Origin of the sequence: Arthrobacter sp. Br18 (assembly GCF_000520555.1) — a bacterium.
Lineage (GTDB): Bacteria > Actinomycetota > Actinomycetes > Actinomycetales > Micrococcaceae > Arthrobacter_D.
In genome coordinates, this window is record NZ_KI914893.1 from 43722 (window position 1) to 68483 (window position 24762).

20 protein-coding genes, 1 tRNA gene and 1 pseudogene are annotated in these 24762 nt (G+C 66.7%); 14 read left to right on the forward strand and 8 right to left on the reverse strand.

Going from position 1 to position 24762, the window contains the following annotated elements:
* A pseudogene (locus Y704_RS22165) lies at positions 1-539 on the reverse strand (glycosyltransferase family 9 protein); the annotation flags it as partial.
* A gap of 239 nt (positions 540-778) precedes the next feature.
* On the opposite strand from Y704_RS22165, the gene Y704_RS0116310 reads away from it, so the two are divergent.
* The 4 genes from Y704_RS0116310 to Y704_RS0116325 are packed head-to-tail and all read left to right on the forward strand — an operon-like array spanning position 779 to position 4774.
* Positions 779-2188, forward strand: a complete 1410-nt coding sequence (locus Y704_RS0116310; RefSeq protein WP_051477275.1) for an aldehyde dehydrogenase family protein — start codon at positions 779-781, stop codon at positions 2186-2188.
* Positions 2188-3687: a D-glycero-beta-D-manno-heptose 1-phosphate adenylyltransferase gene (gene rfaE2, locus Y704_RS0116315; RefSeq protein WP_026550894.1), complete on the forward strand. Its 1500-nt coding sequence runs from the start codon at positions 2188-2190 to the stop codon at positions 3685-3687. Before Y704_RS0116310 ends, rfaE2 begins: the two co-directional genes overlap by 1 nt.
* Positions 3684-4550 carry a glycosyltransferase gene (locus Y704_RS0116320; RefSeq protein ID WP_253904378.1) on the forward strand — a complete coding sequence of 289 codons (867 nt, stop codon included), beginning with the start codon at positions 3684-3686 and terminating at the stop codon, positions 4548-4550. Before rfaE2 ends, Y704_RS0116320 begins: the two co-directional genes overlap by 4 nt.
* 35 nt (positions 4551-4585) lie before the next feature.
* On the forward strand, positions 4586-4774 hold the full coding sequence (locus tag Y704_RS0116325) for a DUF2795 domain-containing protein (RefSeq protein WP_026550896.1): 189 nt from the start codon (positions 4586-4588) through the stop codon (positions 4772-4774).
* A gap of 82 nt (positions 4775-4856) precedes the next feature.
* On the opposite strand, the gene Y704_RS0116330 is transcribed toward Y704_RS0116325, so the two are convergent.
* From Y704_RS0116330 to Y704_RS0116340, 3 genes are read right to left on the reverse strand one after another with little or no spacing between them, the layout of a single operon-like run.
* On the reverse strand, positions 4857-5273 hold the full coding sequence (locus tag Y704_RS0116330) for a VOC family protein (RefSeq protein WP_026550897.1): 417 nt from the start codon (positions 5271-5273) through the stop codon (positions 4857-4859).
* Positions 5274-5333: 60 nt separating this feature from the next.
* Complete coding sequence (locus Y704_RS22170; RefSeq protein WP_035773173.1) at positions 5334-5729, reverse strand: cupin domain-containing protein; 396 nt, start codon at positions 5727-5729, stop codon at positions 5334-5336.
* A gap of 6 nt (positions 5730-5735) precedes the next feature.
* Positions 5736-6410, reverse strand: coding sequence for a hypothetical protein (locus Y704_RS0116340; RefSeq protein WP_026550898.1), 675 nt, complete (start codon positions 6408-6410; stop codon positions 5736-5738).
* Between the two features lie 142 nt (positions 6411-6552).
* On the opposite strand from Y704_RS0116340, the gene Y704_RS0116345 reads away from it, so the two are divergent.
* Both Y704_RS0116345 and Y704_RS22960 read left to right on the forward strand, forming a co-directional pair.
* On the forward strand, positions 6553-7506 hold the full coding sequence (locus Y704_RS0116345; protein ID WP_026550899.1) for a TIGR03885 family FMN-dependent LLM class oxidoreductase: 954 nt from the start codon (positions 6553-6555) through the stop codon (positions 7504-7506).
* A gap of 365 nt (positions 7507-7871) precedes the next feature.
* Positions 7872-10070: an LGFP repeat-containing protein gene (locus Y704_RS22960; RefSeq protein ID WP_051477277.1), complete on the forward strand. Its 2199-nt coding sequence runs from the start codon at positions 7872-7874 to the stop codon at positions 10068-10070.
* Positions 10071-10990: 920 nt separating this feature from the next.
* Here the strand turns inward: Y704_RS22960 and Y704_RS0116355 are convergent.
* Positions 10991-11063, reverse strand: a tRNA-Lys gene (locus Y704_RS0116355).
* Positions 11064-11160: 97 nt separating this feature from the next.
* Positions 11161-12420 carry a PQQ-dependent sugar dehydrogenase gene (locus Y704_RS22180; protein ID WP_051477279.1) on the reverse strand — a complete coding sequence of 420 codons (1260 nt, stop codon included), beginning with the start codon at positions 12418-12420 and terminating at the stop codon, positions 11161-11163.
* 124 nt (positions 12421-12544) lie between these two features.
* Between Y704_RS22180 and Y704_RS0116365 the strand changes: the two genes are divergently transcribed.
* On the forward strand, positions 12545-13525 hold the full coding sequence (locus tag Y704_RS0116365) for a 2-hydroxyacid dehydrogenase (RefSeq protein ID WP_026550900.1): 981 nt from the start codon (positions 12545-12547) through the stop codon (positions 13523-13525).
* A gap of 161 nt (positions 13526-13686) precedes the next feature.
* On the opposite strand, the gene Y704_RS0116370 is transcribed toward Y704_RS0116365, so the two are convergent.
* On the reverse strand, positions 13687-14160 hold the full coding sequence (locus Y704_RS0116370; protein WP_155850403.1) for a hypothetical protein: 474 nt from the start codon (positions 14158-14160) through the stop codon (positions 13687-13689).
* 175 nt (positions 14161-14335) lie between these two features.
* Here Y704_RS0116370 and ilvD point away from each other — a divergent pair, with 175 nt between their 5' ends.
* The 7 genes from ilvD to metG all read left to right on the forward strand — a co-directional run bounded on the left by ilvD (position 14336) and on the right by metG (position 24097).
* On the forward strand, positions 14336-16039 hold the full coding sequence (gene ilvD, locus Y704_RS0116375) for a dihydroxy-acid dehydratase (RefSeq protein WP_026550902.1): 1704 nt from the start codon (positions 14336-14338) through the stop codon (positions 16037-16039).
* Positions 16040-16364: 325 nt separating this feature from the next.
* Positions 16365-18251, forward strand: coding sequence for an acetolactate synthase large subunit (locus tag Y704_RS0116380; protein ID WP_026550903.1), 1887 nt, complete (start codon positions 16365-16367; stop codon positions 18249-18251).
* A 2-nt stretch (positions 18252-18253) separates the two neighbouring features.
* A complete protein-coding gene (gene ilvN, locus Y704_RS0116385) occupies positions 18254-18766 on the forward strand; it encodes an acetolactate synthase small subunit (protein ID WP_026550904.1) in 513 nt (170 codons plus the stop codon).
* Between the two features lie 52 nt (positions 18767-18818).
* Positions 18819-19844 (forward strand): ketol-acid reductoisomerase, encoded by a 1026-nt coding sequence (gene ilvC, locus Y704_RS0116390; RefSeq protein WP_026550905.1) that lies wholly within the window; start codon positions 18819-18821, stop codon positions 19842-19844.
* Between the two features lie 97 nt (positions 19845-19941).
* On the forward strand, positions 19942-21534 hold the full coding sequence (gene serA, locus Y704_RS0116395) for a phosphoglycerate dehydrogenase (protein WP_026550906.1): 1593 nt from the start codon (positions 19942-19944) through the stop codon (positions 21532-21534).
* Complete coding sequence (locus Y704_RS0116400; RefSeq protein WP_026550907.1) at positions 21534-22466, forward strand: acetamidase/formamidase family protein; 933 nt, start codon at positions 21534-21536, stop codon at positions 22464-22466. The genes serA and Y704_RS0116400 overlap by 1 nt, the downstream gene beginning before the upstream one ends.
* A gap of 56 nt (positions 22467-22522) precedes the next feature.
* Positions 22523-24097 (forward strand): methionine--tRNA ligase, encoded by a 1575-nt coding sequence (gene metG, locus Y704_RS0116405; RefSeq protein WP_026550908.1) that lies wholly within the window; start codon positions 22523-22525, stop codon positions 24095-24097.
* 4 nt (positions 24098-24101) lie between these two features.
* On the opposite strand, the gene Y704_RS0116410 is transcribed toward metG, so the two are convergent.
* On the reverse strand, positions 24102-24656 hold the full coding sequence (locus Y704_RS0116410) for a hypothetical protein (protein ID WP_026550909.1): 555 nt from the start codon (positions 24654-24656) through the stop codon (positions 24102-24104).
* Between the last annotated feature and the right edge of the window lie 106 nt (positions 24657-24762).

Below are 24762 nucleotides of genomic sequence, written 5' to 3' on the forward strand. Positions count from 1 at the left end.
CCCTGCGGTTCGGCACCGGCCAGGCCCACCACCTCCAGTGCCCGGAAGACCTCGTGCTGGTAGTAGACGTAGGGGATGGTGCGTTCAAGGGCAGCGGCGTCAGCGGTGCGGGTTCCCACGGTATGGCGAGCCTTCAGGTTCAGGAGGAACGGGTTGGAATTCCTGCCGCCGCCGTGCAGCTGGACAGCGAGGTCGAACTCCTCCCGCACCATCCTTTCGAAGAAATCCTTCGCGGCGCGGTCGTCGGACTCACCGGGCCGCACACCTTCCGCATACGGGAGGATCTCCACCCGGTCGATGGTGCCCGGTCGGTCCTTCAGCAGCGCGGCGTGGAGGGGAGTGCCCAGCAGGGTGATGAGGGCCTGCGGATAGGTGGCCCGGAGCGCCTCGACAGCGGGCAGGGCGAACATGAGGTCTCCCAGCCCGCCGCCCCGCAGCACGGCGATGCGGCGCACCCCGCGAAACCGCTCGAGGACAGGGCCCACCAGCCTCGACCGTTCGGCCGACCCGCCGAATTCCGCCCGGATTACCGAACCCATGAATCCCTCCTGAAACGTGTTGCGAAGCTGCGTCCTTCCTGACATCCTAAGCCTGCTGATGAAAGTGGAGGGCTGCCGCGCCCGGAACCGGAATCCCTGAAAAGGCAGTGTCGGGTGTGTAAACGGGAGCAGTGCTGGGTACTGGAAGAACAGCCGGGCCCGCCGGCGCCGCGCTTAGAATGCCATCGGTCCAGAAGCCATCGGTCCAGAAGCAATCGGTTCAGAAGCTGAGGAGCACAATGTCCACCCACCCGGGTCTCATGCAGGACCATCCCGTCATCGAGGAAACTCTCACCATCACCGACCCGCGTGACGGCAGCGAGGTCGGAACGGTGCAGTGCGCCGGCGAGGAACAGGTCACAGCCGCAGTCTCACGCGCCCGCGGTGCGCAGCCGGGATGGGCCGGAACCGATCCTGCGGTACGGGGAAGCATGCTGCGGGACGCTGCGGAGGCCCTTCGGGCAGGCGCCGGGCCACTGGCGACGCTGAACAGCCGCGAAACCGGGCGTCCGTTCGATGAGGCGCTCGCCGGCGTCCTGGCGGGCGTGTCGACCCTTGAGCAGTACGCCGAACTCGGCCCCCTGCAGCGCGGACTCAGCCTCCGCGGGTCCGTGCTCGCTGCCAACTATACGGTGACGGAACCCCGCGGCGTCGCCGCCCTCCTCACGCCCTGGAATGATCCTGTCGCCGTGGCCGCCGGGCTCATCGGAGCTGCCCTGGTGACGGGCAATACGGTGATCCACAAGCCGAGCGAACGGTGCCCGCACCTGGGAATCCTGCTGGGCGAAATCCTTGTCCCCTGCTTTCCGGGCGGCGTCTTCTCGACCCTCACGGGTGGTTCCGGCGTCGGCCGGCTCATCACCTCGGCGAGCGACGTCGACGTCCTCGCGCACGTGGGCTCAAGCGCCGCGGGCTCAGCCATCGCACAGGCCGCCTCGCTCACCGGAAGCCACGTGATCCGGGAGAACGGCGGCAACGATCCGCTGCTCGTCGACGCCGACGTGGACCCTGTGTGGGCCGCGGCGCAGGCCGCCGTCGGTGCGTTCAGCAACAGCGGGCAGATCTGCACGTCCGTGGAGCGGATCTACGTGCACCGCGCCATCGCCGAGCCGTTCACGGCAGCCCTGGCAGCCGAGGCGCAACGGCGGAACAGCAGCGGGATTCTGGCTCCGCTCGTCGACCGGAAATTGCGCGACGCCGTGCATGCGCAGGTCACCGAGGCCGTCTCCTTCGGGGCCCGGTGCGTGGAGGGAGGCGTTCTTCCGGAGAGCAGCGGCGCCTCCTATCCCGCCACCGTGCTGCTCGACTGCACCGAGGTCATGACGGTGATGACGAACGAGACGTTCGGCCCCGTGGCATCCGTGACGGTCGTGGACAGCTTCGACGAGGGTCTGCACCTTGCGGCGTCGGGACCCTACGGGCTCGCTGCTTCGGTTCTCACCGGCAGCATCGCCTCCGCACAGCGCGCCATCGCGATCCTGCCCGTCGGTACGGTCAAGGTCAACGCCGTCTTCGGGGGAGCACCGGGAGGCTCGGCGCAGCCGCGCGGCATCAGCGGGGCAGGCTTCGGATACGGGCCGGAACTGCTCGACGAGTTCACCCTCGTCAAGGTGGTCCATATCGGCAGCCCTGGAGTCGGGGGAGCCTGATGAGCGGCTTGGGCGACGTCCGAGGGCTCGCGGGCTGGGTGCCGCAACGGATCGCCGAGGTCGCCCCCGCTGTCACGGTGGTGGGTGACGTCATGCTCGACGGCTGGTGGACCGGAAGCATCGAGCGCTTCTGCCGTGAGGCTCCCGCACCGGTGGTGGATGTCCAGCGCCGCGAGTACGCGGCCGGCGGGGCGGCCAACACCGCGGTCAACCTCGCTGCCCTCGGCGCGCGGGTGCGGATCTGCGGGCTGACGGGGAACGACGACGCCGGGCGCCGCCTTCGCTCGATCCTCACCGACGCCGGCGTCGACGTGACGGGGCTCGTGGCGGACGATTCCGTGCGCACCACCACGAAGTACCGGATTGTGGGCGGGGACCAGGTCATGCTCCGGCTCGACGACACCCCGGAAAGCATCCCGGATGCAGCGGCACACCGGGTTGCCGGCACCGTCGCAGCGGCAACGGCCGGGTGTGATGCCGTCGTGGTGTGCGACTACGGCACCGGGGCGGTGCGCGGACCGGTGCGCAGCGCACTGCTGGGGATGAACCCGCCGCCGTTGACCGTGGTCGATTCGCATGATCCTGCCGTGTGGGCAGACCTCCGCCCCGACATCGTGACGCCGAATGCCGAGGAGGCCTCCCGTGTCCTCGATCGCAGGCTCGACACCGGGAGCGACCGCGCCGCGACCGTGCAGGCGCGACGCAGCGAACTACTCGCCGCTACCGGGGCCTCCGCGGTCGTGGTGACTCTCGACCGCGACGGAACCGTACTGCTCGGCAAGGACTCCGAAGAACACCGGACATGGGCTCGGCCGGCGGTGGAGAGGCAGGCCTCCGGCGCGGGTGACACCTTCGTGGCCTGCCTCACCGCGGCGCGGGCCGCGGGCCTGCCCCTGGCGACGAGCCTCGATCTTGCACAGGCGGCGGCCGACGTCGTGGTCCACCGGCCCGGGACGTCCGTGTGCTCGACGGAGGATCTCGCCGCCCACCTGGACAGTTTCACCGACACGGCCCTCAGTGAGGAGGAGCTCGCCCGGCGTATCCAGCGGGATCGGGAGGCAGGGCGCCGGGTCGTGCTGACGAACGGGTGCTTCGACGTCCTGCACCGCGGGCACACCCGGTACCTCAACCAGGCCAAGCAGCTGGGCGACGTGCTGGTGGTGGCACTCAACGACGACGCGAGCGTCCGCAGGCTGAAGGGCGCGGACCGGCCGATCAATGCGCTCGCTGACCGGGCCGGGGTGATTGCCGCGCTGAGCTGCGTCGACTACGTGACCGTTTTCGCCACCGACACGCCCATTCCCCTGATCGAGGCGCTGCGTCCCGACATCTACGCGAAGGGCGGCGACTACTCGGCGCAGATGCTCGAGGAGACGCCCGTCGTCGAAGCCTTCGGCGGGATCGTCCGCATCCTCGACTACGTGCCCGAACGCTCCACGACTGCGGTGCTGCGGAAGATCCGGACCTCGGCCGAACCAATGGCGGAGGGCACCCCGTGACGCGCTGGTCCGGGACGTGGGGGCTCCCCATGCCGGACGTGGAGCCGGAGATCGACGTCCTCATCCCCTCCTTCCTGCGCTCGGCGGAACTGGCCGTGACGCTGGCGGGGCTCGCGGCGCAGGACGGCGTCGACTTTCGGGTGATCGTCAGCGACCAGACGGAGGACGAACCGGCCTATGCCCAACCCGCCGTGCAGGCGATGGTCCGGGTGCTGCGCGCACAGGGAACCCAGGTGCTCCTTGAACGGCATCTCCCTCGGCGCGGCCTTGCCGAACACCGCAGTTTTCTTCTCGGCCTGTCAGCCGCCCCCTTCGTCCTCTTCCTCGACAACGACGTCTGGCTTGAGCCCGGCACCCTTGGGCGCCTCTGCTCCGCACTTCGGAGCGCGGGGTGCGGCTTCATTGGTTCCGCAGTGCAGGGGTTGTCCTACCTCGACGATGTGCGCCCCTCCGAGCGCGTGCAGCTCGAGTTCTGGGAGGGCGGGGAAGTGCTTCCCGAGCGCATCCGCGCGGACGCCGAGGACTTTGCTCGGTGGAAGCTGCACAATGCCGCGAATCTTGCGCATGCGGCGCGGGATCTCCAGCTCGACCCCGGTTCCTGGCTGCTCTACAAGGTTGCCTGGGTCGGCGGCTGCGTCCTGTTCGATCGTGAGGCACTGGTGAACTGCGGGGGATTCGGTTTCTGGGAAGACCTGCCGGAAGCGCACGCCGGCGAGGACGTGGCCGCGCAATGGCGCGTAATGGAACGCTACGGCGGAGCAGGAATCCTTCCCTCGGGTGCTGTGCACCTCGAATCGCCCACTACGGTCACCGACCGTGACACAGACGCTGCTTCGGTTGTCCATGGGCAGACGGAGCAGTGAGTGCAAGGAATAGCCCCAAGAGAAGGATGGAACACATGACAGATCCGAGCCCCATCGACATCCAGAAGGCACTGGGCGGCATCGACTACCCGGTATCCAAGGAGAACCTGGTCAAGCACGCCGAAGGATCCGGAGCCGACTCCTCGGTGATGGAGACCCTGAACAACCTCCCGGACCGCCAGTACGATTCGCCGACGGACGTCAACAAGGAAGCCTCGAAGTAGGAACCCGTCCGGGGAGGAGCGGGGAAGCAGGCCGGACCGGCCGGCTCCTCCGTTCCTCATCCGGTGGCGATCCTCGTGGGCGTCAAGCGGCCGGGCCCGCGATGTTGACCATCCAGTGGACTCCGAACCGATCGACACACATGCCGAAGCTGTCGCCCCACGGTGCCTGCATCAGCGGTTCCACGACCGTACCGCTGTCGGACAGTTTGTCCCAGTAGCCCCGCAGCTCCTGTTCATCGTCGCCGCTAAGCGACAGTGAATGGTTGGTGCCCACCGTCAGGTCCACGCTGTTGGGAGTGTCTGCTGCCATGAGAACCATGCCGTGGGGTGTGGTGAGTTCGGCGTGCATGAGCTTGTCCTGCTCGGCCGGGTCCTCACTGACGTCGTACGCCGCGTAGGTGTCCTTCGTGAGTTTGCCGCCGAAAACTGACTGGTAGAACTCCATGGCGGGAGCGGCGGTGTCGCGGAAGCTGAGGTAGGAATTGAGGCGGGTGACCATCGTGGCGCTCCATTTCTCCGGGATGCTCCGATTATGGTCCTCCATAGCCCCCCAGGGAAGCTATCCCGTGTCTGTTTCCACTTCCAGGAACTGGTAGTCGATGTCATCAAATTTATCGGCTGCCAGCGCGTAGAAGAAGCGCAGCGTTTCGCTTCCGGTATTCCGAATTCCGTGAATCGCGTTTCCCCGGATATATACACTGGATCCGGCAGCAACGTCCTGTTCCACGCCGCTCACGGTGACGACACCCCGCCCCTCCAGGACGTAATAGGTTTCAGGAGGAAAATGCCGGTGAAGTGCCAGGAGGCCTCCCACCGGAAGCCTGGCCGTGCCCGTCACGAAGGAGTCGGTGCCCGGAGTGTCGCCGAGGAGGGTCCGGAAACCGATGTTCCCACGCAGCGGGTCGTTCCAGCGCTCCTCCTCGACGTTCCCCTCGTCCCTGAAGAAAGCGTCCATCGGAACTCAGGCCTGTGCCTTCTCGGGCCCCGTACCGAGCATGCGTGCCACCTTCTCCTCAAGGGAGGCGATGGTGGCGTCGGGAAGGACGATCAGCCCGTCGAGTTCCCGTCGCGCCCGCCTGTAGGCCGTCTGGCGTTCCGCGGGGGTTGCCGCCTCATCGACGGCGACCGTCACGAGCTTCCGCGCGGTCGTCAACCTCTGGCGTTCGGCGCCGCTGAAGGCTGTGTCCTTCAGGCGGTGGGCTTCGGACTCCGCCACGCGGAATGCCACGTCGAAATCGTTGACCGCATTCCGGTACTCGGCGAGCCGGTTTCGCGAAAGCTCATCGGAGTCCGCCGGCCGCAGCGCGTCTGCCTCGCGCTTCGCGCGGAGGAAGGCGACGGTCAGCGGCTCCCGCACGTCGGTCATGATGGGGTAGTCGATGAGCTTCGCGGCGTCGAGTTCGTAGTCGAGCCAGCGCTTGTTGACGGCGTCATGCGCTGTCAGCAGAGTCTCGATCTCGCCGCTACGTGCCTGCTCGACGGCCACGCCCTGGTGCTTGAGCCGATAGAGCTCGACCTTGCGCTGATGCCGCCGCTCGCTTGCCTTGGACCAGGAACTTCCCCAGGCAGCGAAGACGCCGCTCAACGGAAAGACAAGCCACCAGTAGCTGCCGAGGAAATCGAAAAGGGGCTCCACGCATCCATGGTAGTGCGCGGGTGTTCGTTGCACCACCGAGGCATCACCGGTCTCCGTACGCCGTGGTTTCTCCGGTGATCCGGCAAATGACCCCTGTAAACCGTTCTCGACAGCTGTCCTACCCCGGTGCTAGACATTTCTCATGCCCATCATCGGTTTCCATGCCTCGCACGAGCAGATCTCGCCGGCCCAGCTTCTCCGGGACGTCCAACATGCCGAGTCGGCAGGCTTTCAGGCGGCCATGTGTTCGGACCACTTCGAGCCGTGGTCTCCATCCCAGGGTCACGCGGGGTATGCCTGGACCTGGCTCGGCGCGGCCCTTGCCACGACGAACCTCCGCTTCGGCGTCGTCACGGCTCCAGGCCAGCGGTACCACCCGGCGATCACGGCCCAGGCGACAGCCACGCTGTCCGCCATGTTCCCGGAGCGGTTCTGGGCGGCCCTTGGCAGCGGCCAGAACATGAACGAGCGCATCACCGGTGATCCCTGGCCAGAGAAAGCTGTCCGCCAGCAACGCCTTGAAGAGTGTGTGGACGTTATCCGCCGCCTGCATGCGGGCGAGGAGGTGACCCACCGCGGGCTGGTGACGGTTGAGCGCGCCAGGCTGTGGGATCTGCCGGAGGCGCCGCCCGCCCTGATCGGACCGGTGATGTCGGTGGAGACGGCACGCCGTGCGGCAACGTGGGCGGACGGGGTAATCACCACCAACCAGGACCATGACACCCTCCGGAAGCTGTTGGGTGCCTATCGGGATGAAGGGGGCCGCGGCAAGGCCGTGCTCCAGGTCCATCTCAGCTGGGCGGAATCCGACGCCGACGCCGACGCGATCGCCTACGACCAGTGGCGTACCAACTCCGTGGGGCCACCCCTGACGTGGGACGTCGCCACCGCACAGGACTTCGATGCTCTGGCGGACAGCAAGGAAATCACGCGGGAACAGGTGCGGGAGGCGGTCAATGTCTCAAGCAATCCGGCCCGGCATGCCCAGTGGCTCCATGAATACGCAGAACTCGGCTTCGACGAGTTGTATCTCCACCATGTGGGCCAGGACCAACGCGGCTTCATCGATACCTTCGGCAGCGACGTCCTGCCTTAGCTGCGGAACGCCTGACAGCAACGCTCATCTTCACGTAACGCCGCAGAGAACGACGATCGTGCCCGCATCACCGGTGCGATTGCCGTTGTCCACGTCGAACGTCGTCCACCGGTGCGATTGTCACTGTTACAGGCGTCGTTATCGAGCGCGATTGTCGTTGTCCGAGGTGACAGCCGCATGGCATGCCACGAGTCCGTCGGCACGGAGGACTGCCGCCGACGGTCCTGCGGCTCGGTGAGCCACGTGGGATCACCTATCCCATTTGTATCTTCAGTAACAGGCATTCCTCGGCTATGCTTCCGGCGGGGACTGCATAGGCCTCCCCATCAATTCCCACCCGGTGGGAACGAGCTTTAAGGATGCGCATGCCGGTTCGGTCCCGCCGCTTGACCCGAGGAGCAGGAGCCGCCGCGGTTGCGGCGCTCCTCGCGGGCTCCCTGTCTGCCATGCCGGCCGCGGCCGCGGAGACTCTGCCGGAAGTAACCGCGCAGGACACGACGACTTCGCCGGGTGTCCTGGTATCGCCGCGAGCCACGGCCGCGCCGGAAGTGACTGCATCGCAGGACGCCACGGCTTCGGCGGGTGTCCTGGTGTCGCCGGACGTGACTGCATCGCAGGACGCCACGGCTTCGCCGGAGGCGACGGCCACCGTGCGATCCACGCCACCGACCGTCACGGCCGCACCACCGGTCGCGGATGCCGACAAAACCCGCTTCGGCGCCGCGGTTGCTGGCAGCCTGACGCCGGCCGTTCCCACCATGTCGGGAAACCCGGTCATGGACCTCACACTGACGGCCAATGCCGGGTCCTGGGGTCCAGCGCCCGTCAACCTCTCCTACCGATGGCTGCGGGGCCAGTTCGTCATTGCAGGGGCAACGGGAGAAAGCTACAGACTTACCGCCGATGACGTGAACGAGTTCATCCGGGTCCAGGTGACCGGCTCCAAGAGCGGTTACGACAGCCTGGTGAAGACGTCCGATGCAAAGCTCATCGCGGCGGGAACCATTGGCTCGATTCCTCCGACCATTGCCGGCTTTCCCGCAACGGGCTCGGTGCTGATCGCAAGTTCCGGAACCTGGACGCCGGCACCCATCGAGGTGACCTACCAGTGGTTCCGCTCCGGCGAGGCCGTTGCCGGAGCAACCGGCTCAACGTACCGACTGACCAGTGCCGACGTCGGTGCAACCATGACCGTGAATGCCACGGGTACCGCGGCCGGTTACGCTCCGGCCCACCGGTCCTCAGCTTCCACCCCAGTGGTGACGAAAGTGTCGATCCGCGCCTTGATGGACGCGAAGTACGGGCAGCCGGGTGTTGCGGACCTGCTCGGCAGGCCGACAGGGAGCGACATACCCCTCGCCGACGGGGGCGCGCAGCGGGATCATGAGCGCGGCTCGATCTTCTGGTCCGAGGCGACCGACGCGGTTGCCGTCAGGGGAGCCATGCACGCCGCCTATCAGGGAGCGAACTCCACCAGCGGATCCCTGGGCTACCCCACGAGCGACGAAGTTGGTGTTCCTGGCGGGGCCTACCAGCAGTTCCAGCACGGCGGAATTTTCTGGTCGCCTGCTACGGGCGCCCACCCCAGTGTGAACGGGCCCCTCCGGGATCTCTACTTCGCCTATGGTTTCCCGGCCGGTTTCATGGGTTTCCCTACCTCGGGTGAACTCGGCGGACTGAAGGACGGCGGCAGGTACCAGACGTTCCAGAACGGTACCATCCTGTGGTCGCCTGCCAGTGGAGCGCACTTGGTGTTCGGCGGGATGAGGGAGACCTACGTCCGCAACCGCTCGGAGAACGGGAGCCTCGGCTTCCCTACGGGGAAGGAGACACCCGTGCCGGGCGGTGCGTACCAGCAGTTCCAGAACGGCGGAATCTTCTGGTCGCCCTCCACCGGCGGACAGATCACCCTCAAGGGCGCCATCCTGGACACCTACAGCTCCTACGGCGCGCACACCGGATTTCTGGGTTTCCCGACCTCCAACGAACTGAGCGGTCTGAAGGACGGCGGCAGGTACCAGACGTTCCAGAACGGTACCATCCTGTGGTCGCCTGCCAGTGGAGCGCATCTGGTCTTTGGGGGGATGAGGGCGACCTACGTCGGCAATGGCTCAGAAAACGGTCCGCTGGGCTACCCCACCGGCCGGGAGACCGCGGTGACGGGCGGTGCGTTCCAGCAGTTCCAGAACGGTGGAATCTACTGGTCAGCCGCCACCGGCGGACAGGTCACCCTGAGCGGGCCCATCCTGGACACCTACAAGGCCCACGGTGCCCAGGCCGGGTTCCTGGGCTTCCCCGCCTCCGGCGTCATGGGCGGGCTCCGTGACAACGGCAAGTACCAGGCGTTCCAGAACGGGGCCATCCTCTGGTCACCTGCCAGCGGCGCCTACCTTTCCTTCGGCGGCATCCGGGAGGCCTACGCCCGTTCTGGGCTCGAGAACGGGCGGCTGGGGTACCCGACGTCGAACGAGTACGGCATTCCCGGCGGCGGGGTCCGCCAGGACTACCAGGGCGGAGCCATCACCTGGACGAGTGACGGTGGCGGAGTAGCGACCTTCAATTGACCTGTGGAAGGTGGACTGCGGAATCAAATGATTCCCTCAGGGATCCATGACGCCATGAACGAGAAGTTCGGGAAAGACCCGAACTCAACTTGAAGTTACCCGTCCCGGCTCCGCTCCCGCTGCGGGATCTCCCGCCACCGGCACGCGACAGGAGCCACCCGGGCTTCTCGCGCATGGGAAAGCTTTACTTACTGCACTAGCACGACGTCGCCGTTCCACGCCAAGCCCTTCAAGGTCCACACGCTGCCGCCAGGGCAGGTGAGCTCGCACCAGACCGCCGACGCTCTCTCTCTGCGGTCCAGTGATTCGGGCCCGTGAGTTCCTCGACCTGGACGGGCAGCGTGAACCGGTCGGCGGATGGTGGAATGGCACTTGCGTATGATTGGCACATGAGTCTCATTCAGCACATCAGAAACAATTTTCACAGGGCCGGCATGACCTGTCACGGGTGTGGCGCGGCCCTGGTCGGTTCACAGGAATACACATGCTCCGAAAGATGCCAGGAAGAAGCGGAATGGGCGAACGCCATCCGGTAGACGTGCGGCCCCGTCAGACGAGTCGATTTCTGCCCGGAACTGGTTGTACTGGGCGTAGAAACCTCCGGACATGACCGAGATATCGGGCGTGCCGCACCGGAAGAAATCGTGACTCACTCGCCGAGATTTGCTACGACATCGTCGGCGAGTATTTCCAGAGACGCGGGGCTGCTCATGGAACGGGATCTGTGTTCCGGTCTGGTTCTCATCCAGGAATCCGACGACGATGTCATCTTCCGTGGCTGCGGTGGCCAATGTCCCTACGCGCCGTCGTGGCCGAACGAGTCAACAATAAACTTGGACTTGACTTGGAGCCGCCCCTCCCCGGACGAAACAAAACCCCGCACTCCCAGCGGCGAGACTGGGAAGTACGGGGTTTCGCAGTGCACCCCTCGGGACTTGAACCCGAAACCCATTGATTAAGAGTCAATTGCTCTGCCAATTGAGCTAGAGGTGCTTGGCACTTTTCCTACGATTTGCGGCTGATTCGGTGATCAGCAACAGCATGAAACTCTACCAGCATCGAGCCGCAAAGCAGAAATCGAACGCACCGTTCAGTCGAGCGTCGCCCGCAGGATCCTGGCGCCACCGTCGCCTTCATTCGTCACGACCAGCAATCCGTCGGATCCTTCCGCAACATCGCGCAGCCTCCCGAACTCGCCATCGAAGTGGCTCACGGGCCTGCCCGCCTGCCCGCCGACGAGAGGCACCTGCCACAGCCGCTGTCCCCGGAGGCCCCCGATGTAGGCGGTGTCATCGATGATCGCCATGCCACTCGGAGACGAGGTGGCGGTGGAGGGCCAGGCCACCTGGGCATCCACGAAACCTTGCCTGCCCGGCGCCCCCGTCACGTCGGGCCACCCGTAATTGCTGCCGGGAACTACGAGGTTGAGTTCGTCGTCGACCTCCGGCCCGAACTCCGTGGCCCACAACCGCTCCTCCGAGTCCCACGCGAGCCCCTGCACGTTGCGGTGCCCTCGGCTGTACACAGGGGAGCCGGGAGTGGGATTGTCGGTGGGCACGGTCCCGTCCGGCGCCAGACGCAGCACCTTCCCGCCGAGACTCTCCGGATCCTGCGCATTGCTGCCGTTTCCGGCGTCGCCCGTGCCAATGTACAGGCGGCTGTCCGGGCCGAAGGCAATCCTGCCGCCGTTGTGGATGTTTCCCTTGGGGATGCCGGTCAGGATTTCTTCCGGTTCCCCCAGCGCGTTGTCCTCATAGCTCATGCGAACCACGCGATTGTCGCCGGACGATGTGTAGTACGCGTAGACCGCGGGGTTGTCGCTGAAATCCCCGGCGACAGCAAGCCCGAGGAGCCCGCCTTCGCCGGACGCCTCAGCGGCGTCGGGCAGTGTGCCGACGAGGCTGGTTCCGTCGGCTGCCGCCCGCATGATGTCGCCCGTCTCGCGGTCGGAGAACAGCAGCGTTCCGTCGGGAAGGACGGCGATGGACCAAGGGACGCCGAGCCCCGTCACCTCATCGCCGGCGTAGGTGACTGCGGGCAGGGCGGCAGGCCCGGACGCCGGAGCTCCGGGAGCACCATCGGCGGGATCGGTGCCGGCGGGATCGGTGCCGGCGGAATCGGTGCCGGCGGGGTCGGTGCCGGCGAGAGTACCATCGGCGGGAGCGGCGCTGGGGGAGATGCCGGCCGCCGGTTCTGTGGATGCGGACGGCCCGGGTGCATCGGACCCCTGGTAGATCGGCTCCGCGCCGGACCCGCTGGCGCAGCCGGAAAGGAGAGCAGCGAGGAGGCAGGTCCAGCCCAGGCGTGCAGCCCGAAGCCGCACTGCGGGGAGAACGCGCTCGGCTGGCATGTTTTCGACCCTACGGCCCGCCCATCGGGGTGTCCACCACCCCTGGGTCGGTGCGGAGGTGTATCCACTGTCGGAGTGAAGCGCCGAGCGCCGAGCGCCGGCGAACTGCCACTAGGCTTGGCGCATGCAGCATCGCGATCGGCCTTCGAGCCGCCCCATCAGCACGCTGACCGTTCCCTCCCTCGAATTGCGGGATGCGCTTGCCGGATCGAGCCCGGACATCCGTGTCGTTCACTGGAACCTCAGCTCTGATCCGGAGGGCGTGGCGCGCGGTGACATCGACGCCGTCGTCCTCCCCTATGGCGGTGGGGGAGATCCGGGACCGGCGCTCGCCAGCGTGCCGCAGCTCAAGCTGGTGCAGACCCAGTCCACGGGCTACGACGGTGTGCCGGAGCTGGTGTCCTCCGGCACCGCCATCGCCACGGCGGCGGGAGTGCATGCCGCGGCCACTGCCGAATTGGCCGTCGGGCTTGCCCTTGCCTCACTTCGGGGGATCGACGTCGCGGTCCGCAACCAGCAGCGGGCCGTCTGGGACTCCCGGCGGTATGCGGGCCTTGCGGACCGGCGCGTGCTGCTCGTGGGAGTCGGTGGGATCGGCGTCGAGATCCAGCGGCGTCTCGAGCCGTTCGAAGTCGTCCTGACGAGGGTGGGAAGTTCCGCCCGGGATGACGCCTCAGGCCATGTCCACGCCGGAGATGAACTGGCCGGGCTCGCGCCGCACCACGACGTCGTGATCGTGATCACCCCGCTCAGCGACGCCACCCGCGGACTGATCAGCCGCGAGGTCCTCGCCGCCATGCCCGACGGCGCCCTGCTCGTCAACGTGGCGCGCGGACCGGTGGTCGATACCGAAGCCCTGACGAAGGAGGTAGCGGCGGGGCGCCTCCGGGCGGCGATCGACGTCGTCGATCCTGAACCGCTGCCGGCGGACCATCCGCTGTGGAAGCTGGAGGGGGCGATCATCACTCCGCATGTCGGAGGCAATACCGGCGCGTTCTGGCCGCGGATCGTTCGGCTGCTCGATCAGCAGATCCGGTTGCTGGGTAAGGGCGAGGCGCCTGTCAACCTGGTGCAGGCGGGACCTTGGGCCGGGGAAGGGGACTGACGTCCGGCGACGTTCATCGGCCGATATCACCCTGGTGCAAGCGGGACCTTGAACCGGGGAAGGCCACTGACGTCCGGCGACGTTCATCGGCCGACATCACCCCGGGCCAGGCGGGGCTGGGGCCGAAAACCGTGGAGGTACCAGGGACGCCGAGCGGCCTGCTACGCCATTGCGATGAACGCCTCCATGAAGGCGTCGAAGTCGATCACGTCCTCGTCCTGTTCGAGCAGGAGGATGTTTCCGGGCCCGACGTCGAGCGTGGGTTGCGCGCGGACCCGGAACCGGAAGATGCGTCCGGTGCTCGTGCCCACCTCGTAGCTGCCGTCGTCCCACCGCAGGGCGTGCGCGAGGTTGGTCATATTGACCTCGACGGGGGTCCCCGCCCCCGTGATGCTCGAAACCTCCACGGGAGCCATCATGATCTCGGCCGGCTGCCGGCGGTAGCCGAGCACGTAGGACCCCACCGTGGTGAGGGGAGGCCGAGCATCACCCTCTCCCCGTTCGTGCGACGCGAACACCAGGTTGTAGTCGCCGTAGTTGGGGATCTGGGTGTCGAAGACGCGCCGCAGGGCGTTCTTCAGGCCGCGTCCGCCGCGCAGTTGTTCGAATCGGCCGCCGGCCTCGTCGGAGGTCATATCACGCCATTCCGGTAGGGATACCAGCAGGTTCACCTGAAGTGCCGGGCGGCGGCCGCACCGAGCCAGCCGCCGGATCTCCACTGTACCGGAGGGCTCCGGGCTCATCCTTGTCGAGGTAACAGCGGGGTCATATGGCACGGCCGCAACTGCCCGTAGGCCTAGACTTTGACGCATGAGCGTGGAAACAACTCCTGATATCAAACCGAGAAGCCGAGTAGTCACCGACGGAATCCATGCGGCGCCCGCGCGCGGCATGTTCCGGGCAATAGGCATGGGCGACGACGACTTCGCGAAGCCGCAGATCGGCGTCGCCAGTTCCTGGAACGAAATCACCCCCTGCAACCTGTCCCTCAACCGGCTGGCGCAGGGCGCCAAGGAGGGCGTTCACGCCGGCGGCGGCTTCCCCATGCAGTTCGGGACGATCTCCGTGTCCGACGGCATCTCCATGGGCCACCAGGGTATGCACTTCTCCCTCGTGTCCCGCGAGGTGATTGCCGACTCGGTCGAAACGGTCATGGAAGCCGAACGCATCGACGGCTCGGTCCTGCTGGCCGGCTGCGACAAATCCCTGCCCGGCATGCTCATGGCCGCAGCACGGCTGGACCTCGCCAGTGTCTTCCTCTACGCCGGAACGATCATGCCCGGCTGGGTCAAGCTCGAGGACGGCACGGAGAAGGAGGTGACCCTGATCGACGCCTTCGAGGCGGTGGGAGCCTGCGCTGCAGGGAAGATGTCCGAGGCCGACCTGACGCGCATCGAGAAGGCGATCTGCCCCGGTGAAGGCGCCTGCGGCGGCATGTACACGGCCAACACGATGGCCTGCATCGGCGAGGCGCTGGGCATGTCCCTGCCGGGATCGGCGGCACCGCCGTCGGCCGACCGCCGTCGTGACGAGTTCGCCCGGAAATCAGGGGAGGCCGTGGTCAACCTGCTTCGCCTCGGCATCACCGCGCGCGACATCATGACACGCGAGGCCTTCGAGAACGCGATCGCGGTGACCATGGCCTTCGGCGGTTCGACGAACGCCGTGCTGCACCTCCTGGCGATTGCGCGGGAGGCCGAGGTGGAGCTGACCCTCGAGGACTTCAACCGCATCGGCGACCGCATCCCGCACCTCGGGGATCTCAAGCCCTTCGGACGCTATGTGATGACCGACGTCGATCGGGTGGGCGGCGTGCCGGTCATCATGCGGGCGCTCCTCGACGCCGGCCTGATCCACGGCGACTGCCTCACCGTGACGGGCAAGACCGTCGCCGAGAACCTCGCCGCGATCAACCCGCCGGACCTCGACGGCAAGATCCTCCGTGCACTCGACAATCCGGTCCACAAGACCGGAGGCATCACCATCCTGCATGGCTCACTCGCTCCGGAGGGCGCCGTCGTGAAGAGCGCAGGCTTCGACGCCGACGTCTTCGAGGGCACGGCGCGCGTCTTCGAGCGTGAACAGGGAGCGCTGGACGCCCTCGACGCCGGGCAGATCCACGCCGGCGACGTCGTCGTCATCCGCTACGAGGGCCCGAAGGGCGGGCCGGGCATGCGCGAGATGCTCGCGATCACCGGCGCCATCAAGGGCGCCGGCCTCGGAAAGGATGTCCTGCTGCTCACCGACGGCCGTTTCTCGGGCGGTACCACCGGCCTGTGCATCGGGCACGTCGCGCCCGAGGCGGTCGACGGCGGGCCCATCGCCTTCGTGAAGGACGGCGACCGCATCCGCGTCGACATCCAGAACAAGAGTTTCGACCTCCTCGTGGATGAAGCGGAACTGGAGGGCCGCAAGATCGGCTGGGAGCCGCTCCCCGCGACCTACACGAAGGGCGTCCTCGCGAAATACGCCAAGCTCGTGCATTCGGCATCCGAAGGCGCCTACTGCGGGTAAGTGCGTCCGGCGAGGGGACGCCGGTCCGCGCCCCCTCGCCGAACGACCGCGGGTTAATGTCCACTAACTGGACGCCCTGTCCAGCATGTGAGATGGACAGGGGTTCGGTTGACACCCTTTCCCGGGTGCGTGGACACTACAGATATGCAGCTTGCACACGTAGTCGTCGTCCTTACCCAGCGCGTGGCCTAAAGCCCGACCGGTAGACTCTACGTCACGCGCAACCCCTCACAGAGCCCACCAGGCTGAGGGGTTTTTTTGTTAACACCGACAAAAGCGCAGCGTCCAGGAAGTTCAGGCAGTACCGTTCCAAAGGAAGTTATCGATGTCCAAGGGATCGCCCATCAGCCCGGCGCTGATGGCAGCAAGACCAGCCGCTCCGTCGGCACCCTCCGGCAGGGACGCAGCGCAGCCTGCAGCCCCGCCGAGTGCGGTCCGGGGACCGAACAATGTCGTGGGGCCGATCCAGATGCTCGGATCCGCGGCAATCGTCCGCTCTCTAGAAGAGCTAGGTGTCGATGACATCTTCGGGCTTCCGGGTGGAGCAATCCTTCCGACCTACGATCCGCTGATGGCCTCCACCAAGCTCCGCCATATCCTTGTCCGGCATGAACAGGGCGCCGGCCACGCAGCGCAGGGCTACGCCATGGTGACCGGCAGGCCGGGTGTCTGTATCGCGACCTCCGGCCCCGGCGCCACGAACCTCGTCACGGCGATCGCCGACGCGCACATGGACTCCGTTCCGATGGTAGCTATCACCGGCCAGGTGCCCAGTGCCGTCATCGGCTCGGATGCGTTCCAGGAAGCCGACATCGTGGGCATCACCATGCCCATCACCAAGCACTCCTACCTGGTCACCAACCCGAATGACATCCCGCGGGTTCTTGCCGAAGCGTTCCACATCGCGTCCACGGGCCGCCCCGGCCCGGTCCTTGTCGACATCGCCAAGGACGCCCAGCAGGGCCAGATGACGTTTTCCTGGCCGCCCAGGGTGGACCTTCCGGGATACCGGCCGGTGCTGCGCGGGCACTCCAAGCAGGTCCGCGAAGCGGCACGCCTGATCGCCGCATCGACCCGTCCCGTCTTCTACGTGGGCGGCGGCGTCGTCAAGGCCCATGCTGCGGCCGAACTGAAGGAACTCGCCGAGCTCGTCGGCGCACCCGTGGTGACCACCCTGATGGCCCGCGGTGTCTTCCCCGATTCGCACCACCAGCACGTGGGCATGCCGGGCATGCACGGAGCAGTGTCCGCAGTGACGGCGCTCCAGCAGGCCGACCTCCTCATCACCCTCGGCGCGCGCTTCGACGACCGCGTCACCGGCGTCCTCTCCAGCTTCGCGCCGGGGGCCAAGGTCATCCATGCGGATATTGACCCTGCGGAGATCTCGAAGAACCGCACGGCCGACGTCCCGATCGTCGGATCGGTCAAGGAAATCATTCCGGAGCTGACCCAGGCGGTCCGGGATCAGCATGCTGCCGGGGACGCCCCCGACATCACTGCGTGGTGGAGCACCCTGAACCATCTTCGGAACACCTATCCCATGGGCTTCGTCCAGCCCGACGACGGCCTGTCGGCACCCCAGCAGGTCATCAAGCGGATCGGCGAGATCACCGGACCCGAGGGCGTGTACGTCGCCGGTGTGGGGCAGCACCAGATGTGGGCGGCCCAGTTCATCCAGTACGAGCGTCCCCACGCCTGGCTCAACTCGGGCGGGCTCGGCACCATGGGCTACTCGGTGCCCGCCGCCATGGGGGCCAAGGTGGGAAACCCGGACCGCGTGGTCTGGGCCATCGACGGCGACGGCTGTTTCCAGATGACCAACCAGGAACTGGCCACCTGCGTCATCAACAACATCCCCATCAAGGTGGCGGTGATCAACAACTCCTCGCTCGGCATGGTCCGGCAGTGGCAGACGCTGTTCTACGAGGGCCGGTACTCCAACACCGACCTCAACACCGGCCACGACACCGTGCGGGTTCCCGACTTCGTCAAGCTCGCCGATGCCTACGGCTGTGCGGGCCTGCGCTGCGAGCGCGACGAGGACATCGACGCCACCATCCAGCAGGCCCTCGAGATCAACGACCGCCCCGTCGTCGTCGACTTCGTGGTCAGCCGCGATTCGATGGTCTGGCCGATGGTGCCCTCAGGAGTCAGCAACGACCTCATCCAGATTGCCCGGAACATGACCCCGCAGTGGGAACAGGAGGACTGACCATGGCCCGTCACACGCTTTCCGTCCTGGTCGAAGACGTCCCCGGCGTCCTCACACGCGTCGCAAGCCTCTTCGCCCGCCGTGCCTTCAACATCAACTCACTTGCCGTCGGCCCCACCGAGGTTCCCGGCATGTCCCGGATGACGGTGGTCGTCGAGGCCGAGGGTGACCTCCTCGAGCAGGTCACCAAACAGCTGAACAAGCTCATCAACGTCCTCAAGATCGTCGAGCTCACCTCCGAAACATCAGTGCAGCGCGACCACATCCTGGTCAAGGTGCGTGCGGATGCCTCGGCCCGGCTGCAGGTGACCCAGGCAGCCGACCTGTTCCGTGCGTCCGTGGTCGACGTCTCCACCGACTCGCTCATCATCGAGGCCACGGGAACGCCTGAGAAACTCAGCGCGCTGCTGTCGGTCCTCGAGCCCTTCGGTGTCCGCGAGATCGTCCAATCGGGAACGCTCGCCATCAGCCGCGGCGCGAAGTCGATGAGCGACCGCACCCTGCGCAGCGCATAATCAGCACAGCTCCACTACTTTCCAGCACCATCCACCCGAAGGAGAACCACCCGTGACCAAGATGTTCTATGACGACGATGCCGACCTTTCCCTCATCCAGGCGCGCACCGTCGCCGTCATCGGCTATGGCAGCCAGGGCCACGCCCACGCCCTCAGCCTCCGGGATTCCGGCGTCGACGTGCGCGTCGGCCTGAAGGAAGGCTCTGCCTCGCGCGCCAAGGCCGAAGCCGAGGGGCTCCGGGTCCTGTCGGTCGCCGAGGCCACCGCCGAAGCCGACCTCATCATGGTCCTCACTCCGGACCAGGTGCAGCGCCACGTCTACAAGGAGGACATCGCGCCGAACCTGCAGGCCGGGGATGCCCTGTTCTTCGGGCACGGCTTCAACGTCCGCTACGGCTACATCGAGGCACCGGCTGACGTCGACGTCGCGCTGGTCGCACCCAAGGGCCCCGGCCACATCGTCCGCCGCGAATTCGAGGCCGGGCGCGGCGTACCCGACCTGATCGCCGTCGAGCAGAACCCGTCCGGTACGGCAAAGGAGCTCGCGCTGTCCTACGCGAAGGCGATCGGCGGTACCCGCGCCGGAGTCATCGAGACCACCTTCACCGAGGAGACCGAGACCGATCTCTTCGGCGAGCAGGCCGTGCTGTGCGGGGGCGCGTCGCAACTCATCCAGTACGGCTTCGAAACACTCACCGAGGCCGGCTACAAGCCCGAGGTCGCCTACTTCGAGGTGCTGCACGAGCTCAAGCTGATCGTCGACCTCATGGTGGAGGGCGGAATCGCCAAGCAGCGCTGGAGCGTCTCCGACACCGCCGAGTACGGCGACTACGTATCCGGCCCGAGGGTCATCGACCCGTCCGTGAAGGAGAACATGAAGGCCGTCCTCGCCGACATCCAGAACGGTGCGTTCGCCAAGCGCTTCATCGACGACCAGGATGCCGGCGCCCCCGAGTTCGCGGCCCTGCGGAAGAAGGGGGAGGACCACCCGATCGAGACCACCGGCCGGGAGCTGCGCAAGCTGTTCTCCTGGATCAAGACGAATGACGACTACACCGAAGGCTCGGTGGCCCGCTAGCTCCATCTGCCGGAACGGGGCGCGCCCGCTGGTGCGCCCCGTCAGTGTGTCCGACCCGCTCTCCGAACCGCCCCACCAGCTGCAAGGATCTTCTCCCGTGAACCCAAAACCTGTCGTCCTGCTCGCCGAGGAGCTCTCACCCGCCACCGTCGAGGCACTCGGTCCGGACTTCGAAATCCGCAGCACCAACGGGGCGGACCGGTCGCAACTGCTCGCTGCCCTCTCCGACGTCGACGCCGTGCTGGTGCGCTCGGCCACGCGGATGGACGCCGAAGCCATCGCCGCGGCACCGAAGCTCAGGGTCATCGCCCGCGCAGGCGTCGGCCTCGACAACGTCGACATCAAGGCCGCGACGAGCGCCGGCGTCATGGTCGTCAACGCGCCGACGTCGAACATCATCTCGGCGGCGGAACTCACGGTGGGGCACATCCTCAGCCTCGCGCGGCACATTCCCCAGGCCAGCGCCGCGTTGAAGGCGGGCGAGTGGAAGCGGTCGAAATACTCGGGCAGTGAACTGTACGAGAAGAAGATCGGCATCATCGGCCTCGGACGCATCGGTGCGCTCGTTGCCGAGCGCATGCAGGGCTTCGGCACTGAGATCCTCGCCTATGACCCGTATATCACCTCCGCCCGGGCCCAGCAGCTGAACGTGCAGCTCGTGACCCTCGACGAGCTTCTGAAGGAATCCGACTTCGTCACCATCCACATGCCGAAAACCCCCGAGACCGTGGGAATGCTCGGCAGTTCCGCGTTCGGGAAGATGAAGACGACGGCGTACGTGGTCAACGTGGCGCGCGGCGGGCTCGTGGATGAGGCAGCCCTCCACACCGCCCTGACCGAAGGGCGCATAGCGGGAGCCGGCATCGACGTGTTCGTGCAGGAACCCAGCACCGATCTCCCGTTCTTCGGCCTCGACAACGTGGTGGTGACTCCCCACCTCGGGGCGTCCACCGCTGAGGCGCAGGAGAAAGCCGGCATCTCCGTGGCGAAGTCCGTGCGGCTTGCGCTGGCCGGTGAACTGGTGCCCGACGCCGTCAACGTGGCGGGCGGAGTGATCGATCCGCGGGTACGGCCCGGTATCCCGCTGATGGAAAAACTGGGGCGCATCTTCACGGCCCTGACCCACGACTCGCTCACCTCGGTCGAGATCGAGGTCGCCGGCGAGATCGCGTCGCTCGACGTGAAGGCGCTGGAACTCGCAGCACTCAAGGGCGTGTTCACCGACGTCGTCTCGGAACAGGTGTCCTACGTCAATGCGCCGCTCCTTGCCGAGCAGCGGGGCATCACCACGCGGCTGATCACCACCTCCGAGTCGGAGGAGTACCGGAACGTCCTCCGTCTGAGGGGGGCGCTGTCCGACGGCACGCAGATCTCCGTCGCCGGGACGCTCACCGGACCGAAGCAGATCGAGAAGCTCGTGGGCGTGAACGGCTACGACCTCGAAATACCCATCAGCGAGCACCTCCTGGTGATCCTGTATGCGGATCGTCCAGGGGTCATCGGCACCCTCGGCCGCCTCCTCGGTGAGCGCGGCGTCAACATCGCCGGAATGCAGGTTGCACGGAACAAGGAGGGCAGCCAGGCGCTGTCCCTCCTCACCGTCGACAGTTCGGTGCCGCAGGACGTACTGGACGCCATCCGCACCGAAATCGGCGCGAGCGTCGCCCGCGAAGTCGACCTGCACGACTGATGGCGACCCACCAGCTCGACGTGCACCCCGGCACCGTCACCCAGGTCTTCTCCCGCGACACCCCGGCCGTCCTGGCAGTGGATCCCGGCGACACGGTGGTGGTGGGGTCCCTTGACGCCTCCGGACACCTGGAGCCGCAGTCCACGCCCGGCGAGGTTCGGCCGCTCATGTTCCCGAACCGGCGGGGCCACTGCCTCACCGGTCCCATCGAGGTCCGGGGAGCGCAGCCGGGCGACATGCTGGCCGTCTCCTTCGAGGCGCTCACCCCCGGCGGCTGGGGCTTCACCGTGGCAGGCCGGCGGGACGACGCCTTCACCCGGTCGCTGGGGGTCGCCGGCGGCACAGCGGAGTGGCTCCTGTGGGACCTCGACACGGAGACCGGGACCGGAACGAACCAGCTCGGCCACACGGTCCGGCTGCAGCCCTTCCTCGGCGTCGTCGGCATGCCGCTTCCCGAGGAAGGGGAGTTCTCCACCACGCCTCCCCGCGCCTCGGGCGGCGGGAACATCGACTGCCGGGAGCTGGTGGCGGGTTCCACGCTGTTCCTCCCGGTCACGGTCCCCGGTGCGCTCCTCAGCGTGGGCGACGGACATGCGGCCCAGGGCGACGGCGAGGTGGGCGGCACCGCCATCGAGTGCCCGATGACCTCCCGGCTTGTCCTGGACCTCGAGCCGAACCCGCCCCTCGAGACGATCCACGCGCTCACCCCCACAGCTCGAATCACCTTCGGCTTCGACGCCGACCTCAATGCGGCCACCGCGGAGGCGCTCAGTGCGATGCTCACGTGGCTGCAGTCGCTGCTGGGGCTGTCGCGGACGCACGCCCTGGCCCTCGCCAGCTCGGTGGTGGACCTGCGGATCACGCAGATCGCCAACGAGACGTGGGGAGTGCATGCCGTCCTCGCCCATGACGCCGTCGTGCGCGCCGACTGAGGCGACGCTGCGGGCGCCAGTCGGCGACGCGGCGCGGAACAGGGTAATTTCGTAGGGTGACTTCCTCAGGCGCCAAGCCCCCCTTCTACATCACCACCGCCATCTCCTACCCCAACGGCGTGCCGCACATCGGTCATGCCTACGAGGCGATAGCGACTGACACCATGGCCCGGTTCAAGCGCCTCGACGGGTATGACGTCCTGTTCCTGACCGGTACCGACGAACACGGGCTCAAGATGCAGCAGACGGCTGATCGGGAGGGCGTTCCGGTGCGCGAACTCGCCACTCGCAACGCGCAGGCCTTCCAGGCCATGAACGACGTCGTCGGCTCCTCCTACACCCGGTTCATCCGGACCACGGATGCGGACCACTACGCTGCCGCAACCGAGATCTGGCGCCGGATGGAAGAACACGGTGATATCTACCTCGACAAGTACGCCGGGTGGTACTCGGTGCGTGACGAGGCGTTCTGGGTCGAGGACGATACCGAGCTCCGCGCCGACGGCCTGCGGTACGCCACGGAGACCGACACCGAGGTCACCTGGACCGAGGAGGAGAGCTATTTCTTCCGCTTGTCCGCCTATTCGGACAAGCTCCTGGCCCTGTACGAGGCGCAGCCGGAATTCGGCGCGCCCCAGTCCCGCTTCAACGAGGTCATCAGCTTCGTGAAGCGCGGCCTCGAGGACCTTTCCATCAGCCGCACCACCTTCGGCTGGGGCGTACCGGTGCCGGGCAACGACCGCCACGTCATGTACGTCTGGGTGGATGCCCTCACCAACTACCTCACCGGGGCCGGTTTCCCCGACGTCGACTCCGAGCCGTTCCGTAAGTACTGGCCGGCCGATGTCCATGTGATCGGCAAGGACATCTCACGGTTCCACGCCATCTACTGGCCGGCCTTCCTGATGTCCGCGCAGCTCGACCTGCCGAAGCGCATCATGATCCACGGGCACCTGCACAACAAGGGCGTCAAGATGTCCAAGTCGCTCGGCAACACCGTGGCGCCGCAGGTCTGGGTGGAAAAGTACGGCCTGGACCAGGTGCGGTTCTTCCTCCTGCGGGAGGTGCCCTTCGGTGCCGACGGCTCCTACAGCCACGACGCCGTGGTGGGAAGGATGGACGCGGACCTCGCCAACAACTACGGCAACCTCGCCCAGCGGTCCCTTTCCATGGTCGCGAAGAACTGTGGCGGCAAGGCTCCACAGCCCGGGGCGCTGGACCCCGCGGACACCGCGATCCTCGCCCAGGCCGCCGCCCTGCTGGATACCTGCAGGGCGGCGTTCGCGAAGCAGGAATTCTCCCGCGCCCTGGAGGCCGTCTGGAAGGTGCTCGGCGACACGAACGCCTATTTCGCCGAGCAGCAGCCGTGGGTCCTGCGGAAAACCGACCCACCGCGGATGGACACGGTCCTGTATGTGACGCTCGAGATCCTGCGCATCGTCTCGATCCTGGCGCAGCCCGTGATGCCCGGCAGCGCAGCACAGCTGCTCACCGCGCTCGGCCAGGGAACGGCCGACGACGACGCCCTGCGCACCTTCGCAGCGGTCAGCACCCCGCTGGTTCCCGGGACCGGCCTTCCCTCGCCCGTTCCGGTCTTCCCGAAGTATGCGGGGGAGCCCGACGCCGGCTAGGTACTCAGTCGACCCGAAGGAACCGGTCCGGGGCCGATTCCTTCATGATGTCCGCAATCTCCGCCTGCTGCTGTCGGGCAGCAGTCAGCAGGCGGAGGAGCTCTTCCTCAGTGAAGCCGAGCCGGTCAGCGGCCGGGGCGGAGTGCAGAAGTGAGATGAGCGTCTCCCACAGGGCTTCCTTTCCCCGGAGGAGGGACAGCAGTGTCTCCAGCTCCAACTGGGCACCGGCGTTCCCCTTCCGACGCAAGGGATTGACGGGATTGACCGCGGCCAGCCGGGCCATCGAGTGGGCGACAAACATCTTCACCCTGCCGGGCCGGTGTCCGAACTGCTCGATCGCCCGACGGAGGGCAGCACGTTCGTCGTCGATGTCCTGTGCCAGCCGGGTGATGACTTCCTGGTGCCGGGTTCCGGACCAGGACCGCGCTGCCGCCTCGAAAAGCCGCACGCCGTTCGTGGCGCCCATCAGGTGCATGTCGAGATAAGCCTCGAGGTCCGGGTACTTTCCGTGCGTCATTGCATACTTTCCCGTGCTGTCATCTTCTGCTGCAAACTCCATGATCGATGCGTTCCCCGCAGCGAAACGTTAGCCGACGTGGGACAGGATGCGCCATCGCCACTGCATCGTGTCCAGCGAATGAGACGGTTTGTCCAGTACCCGGCCG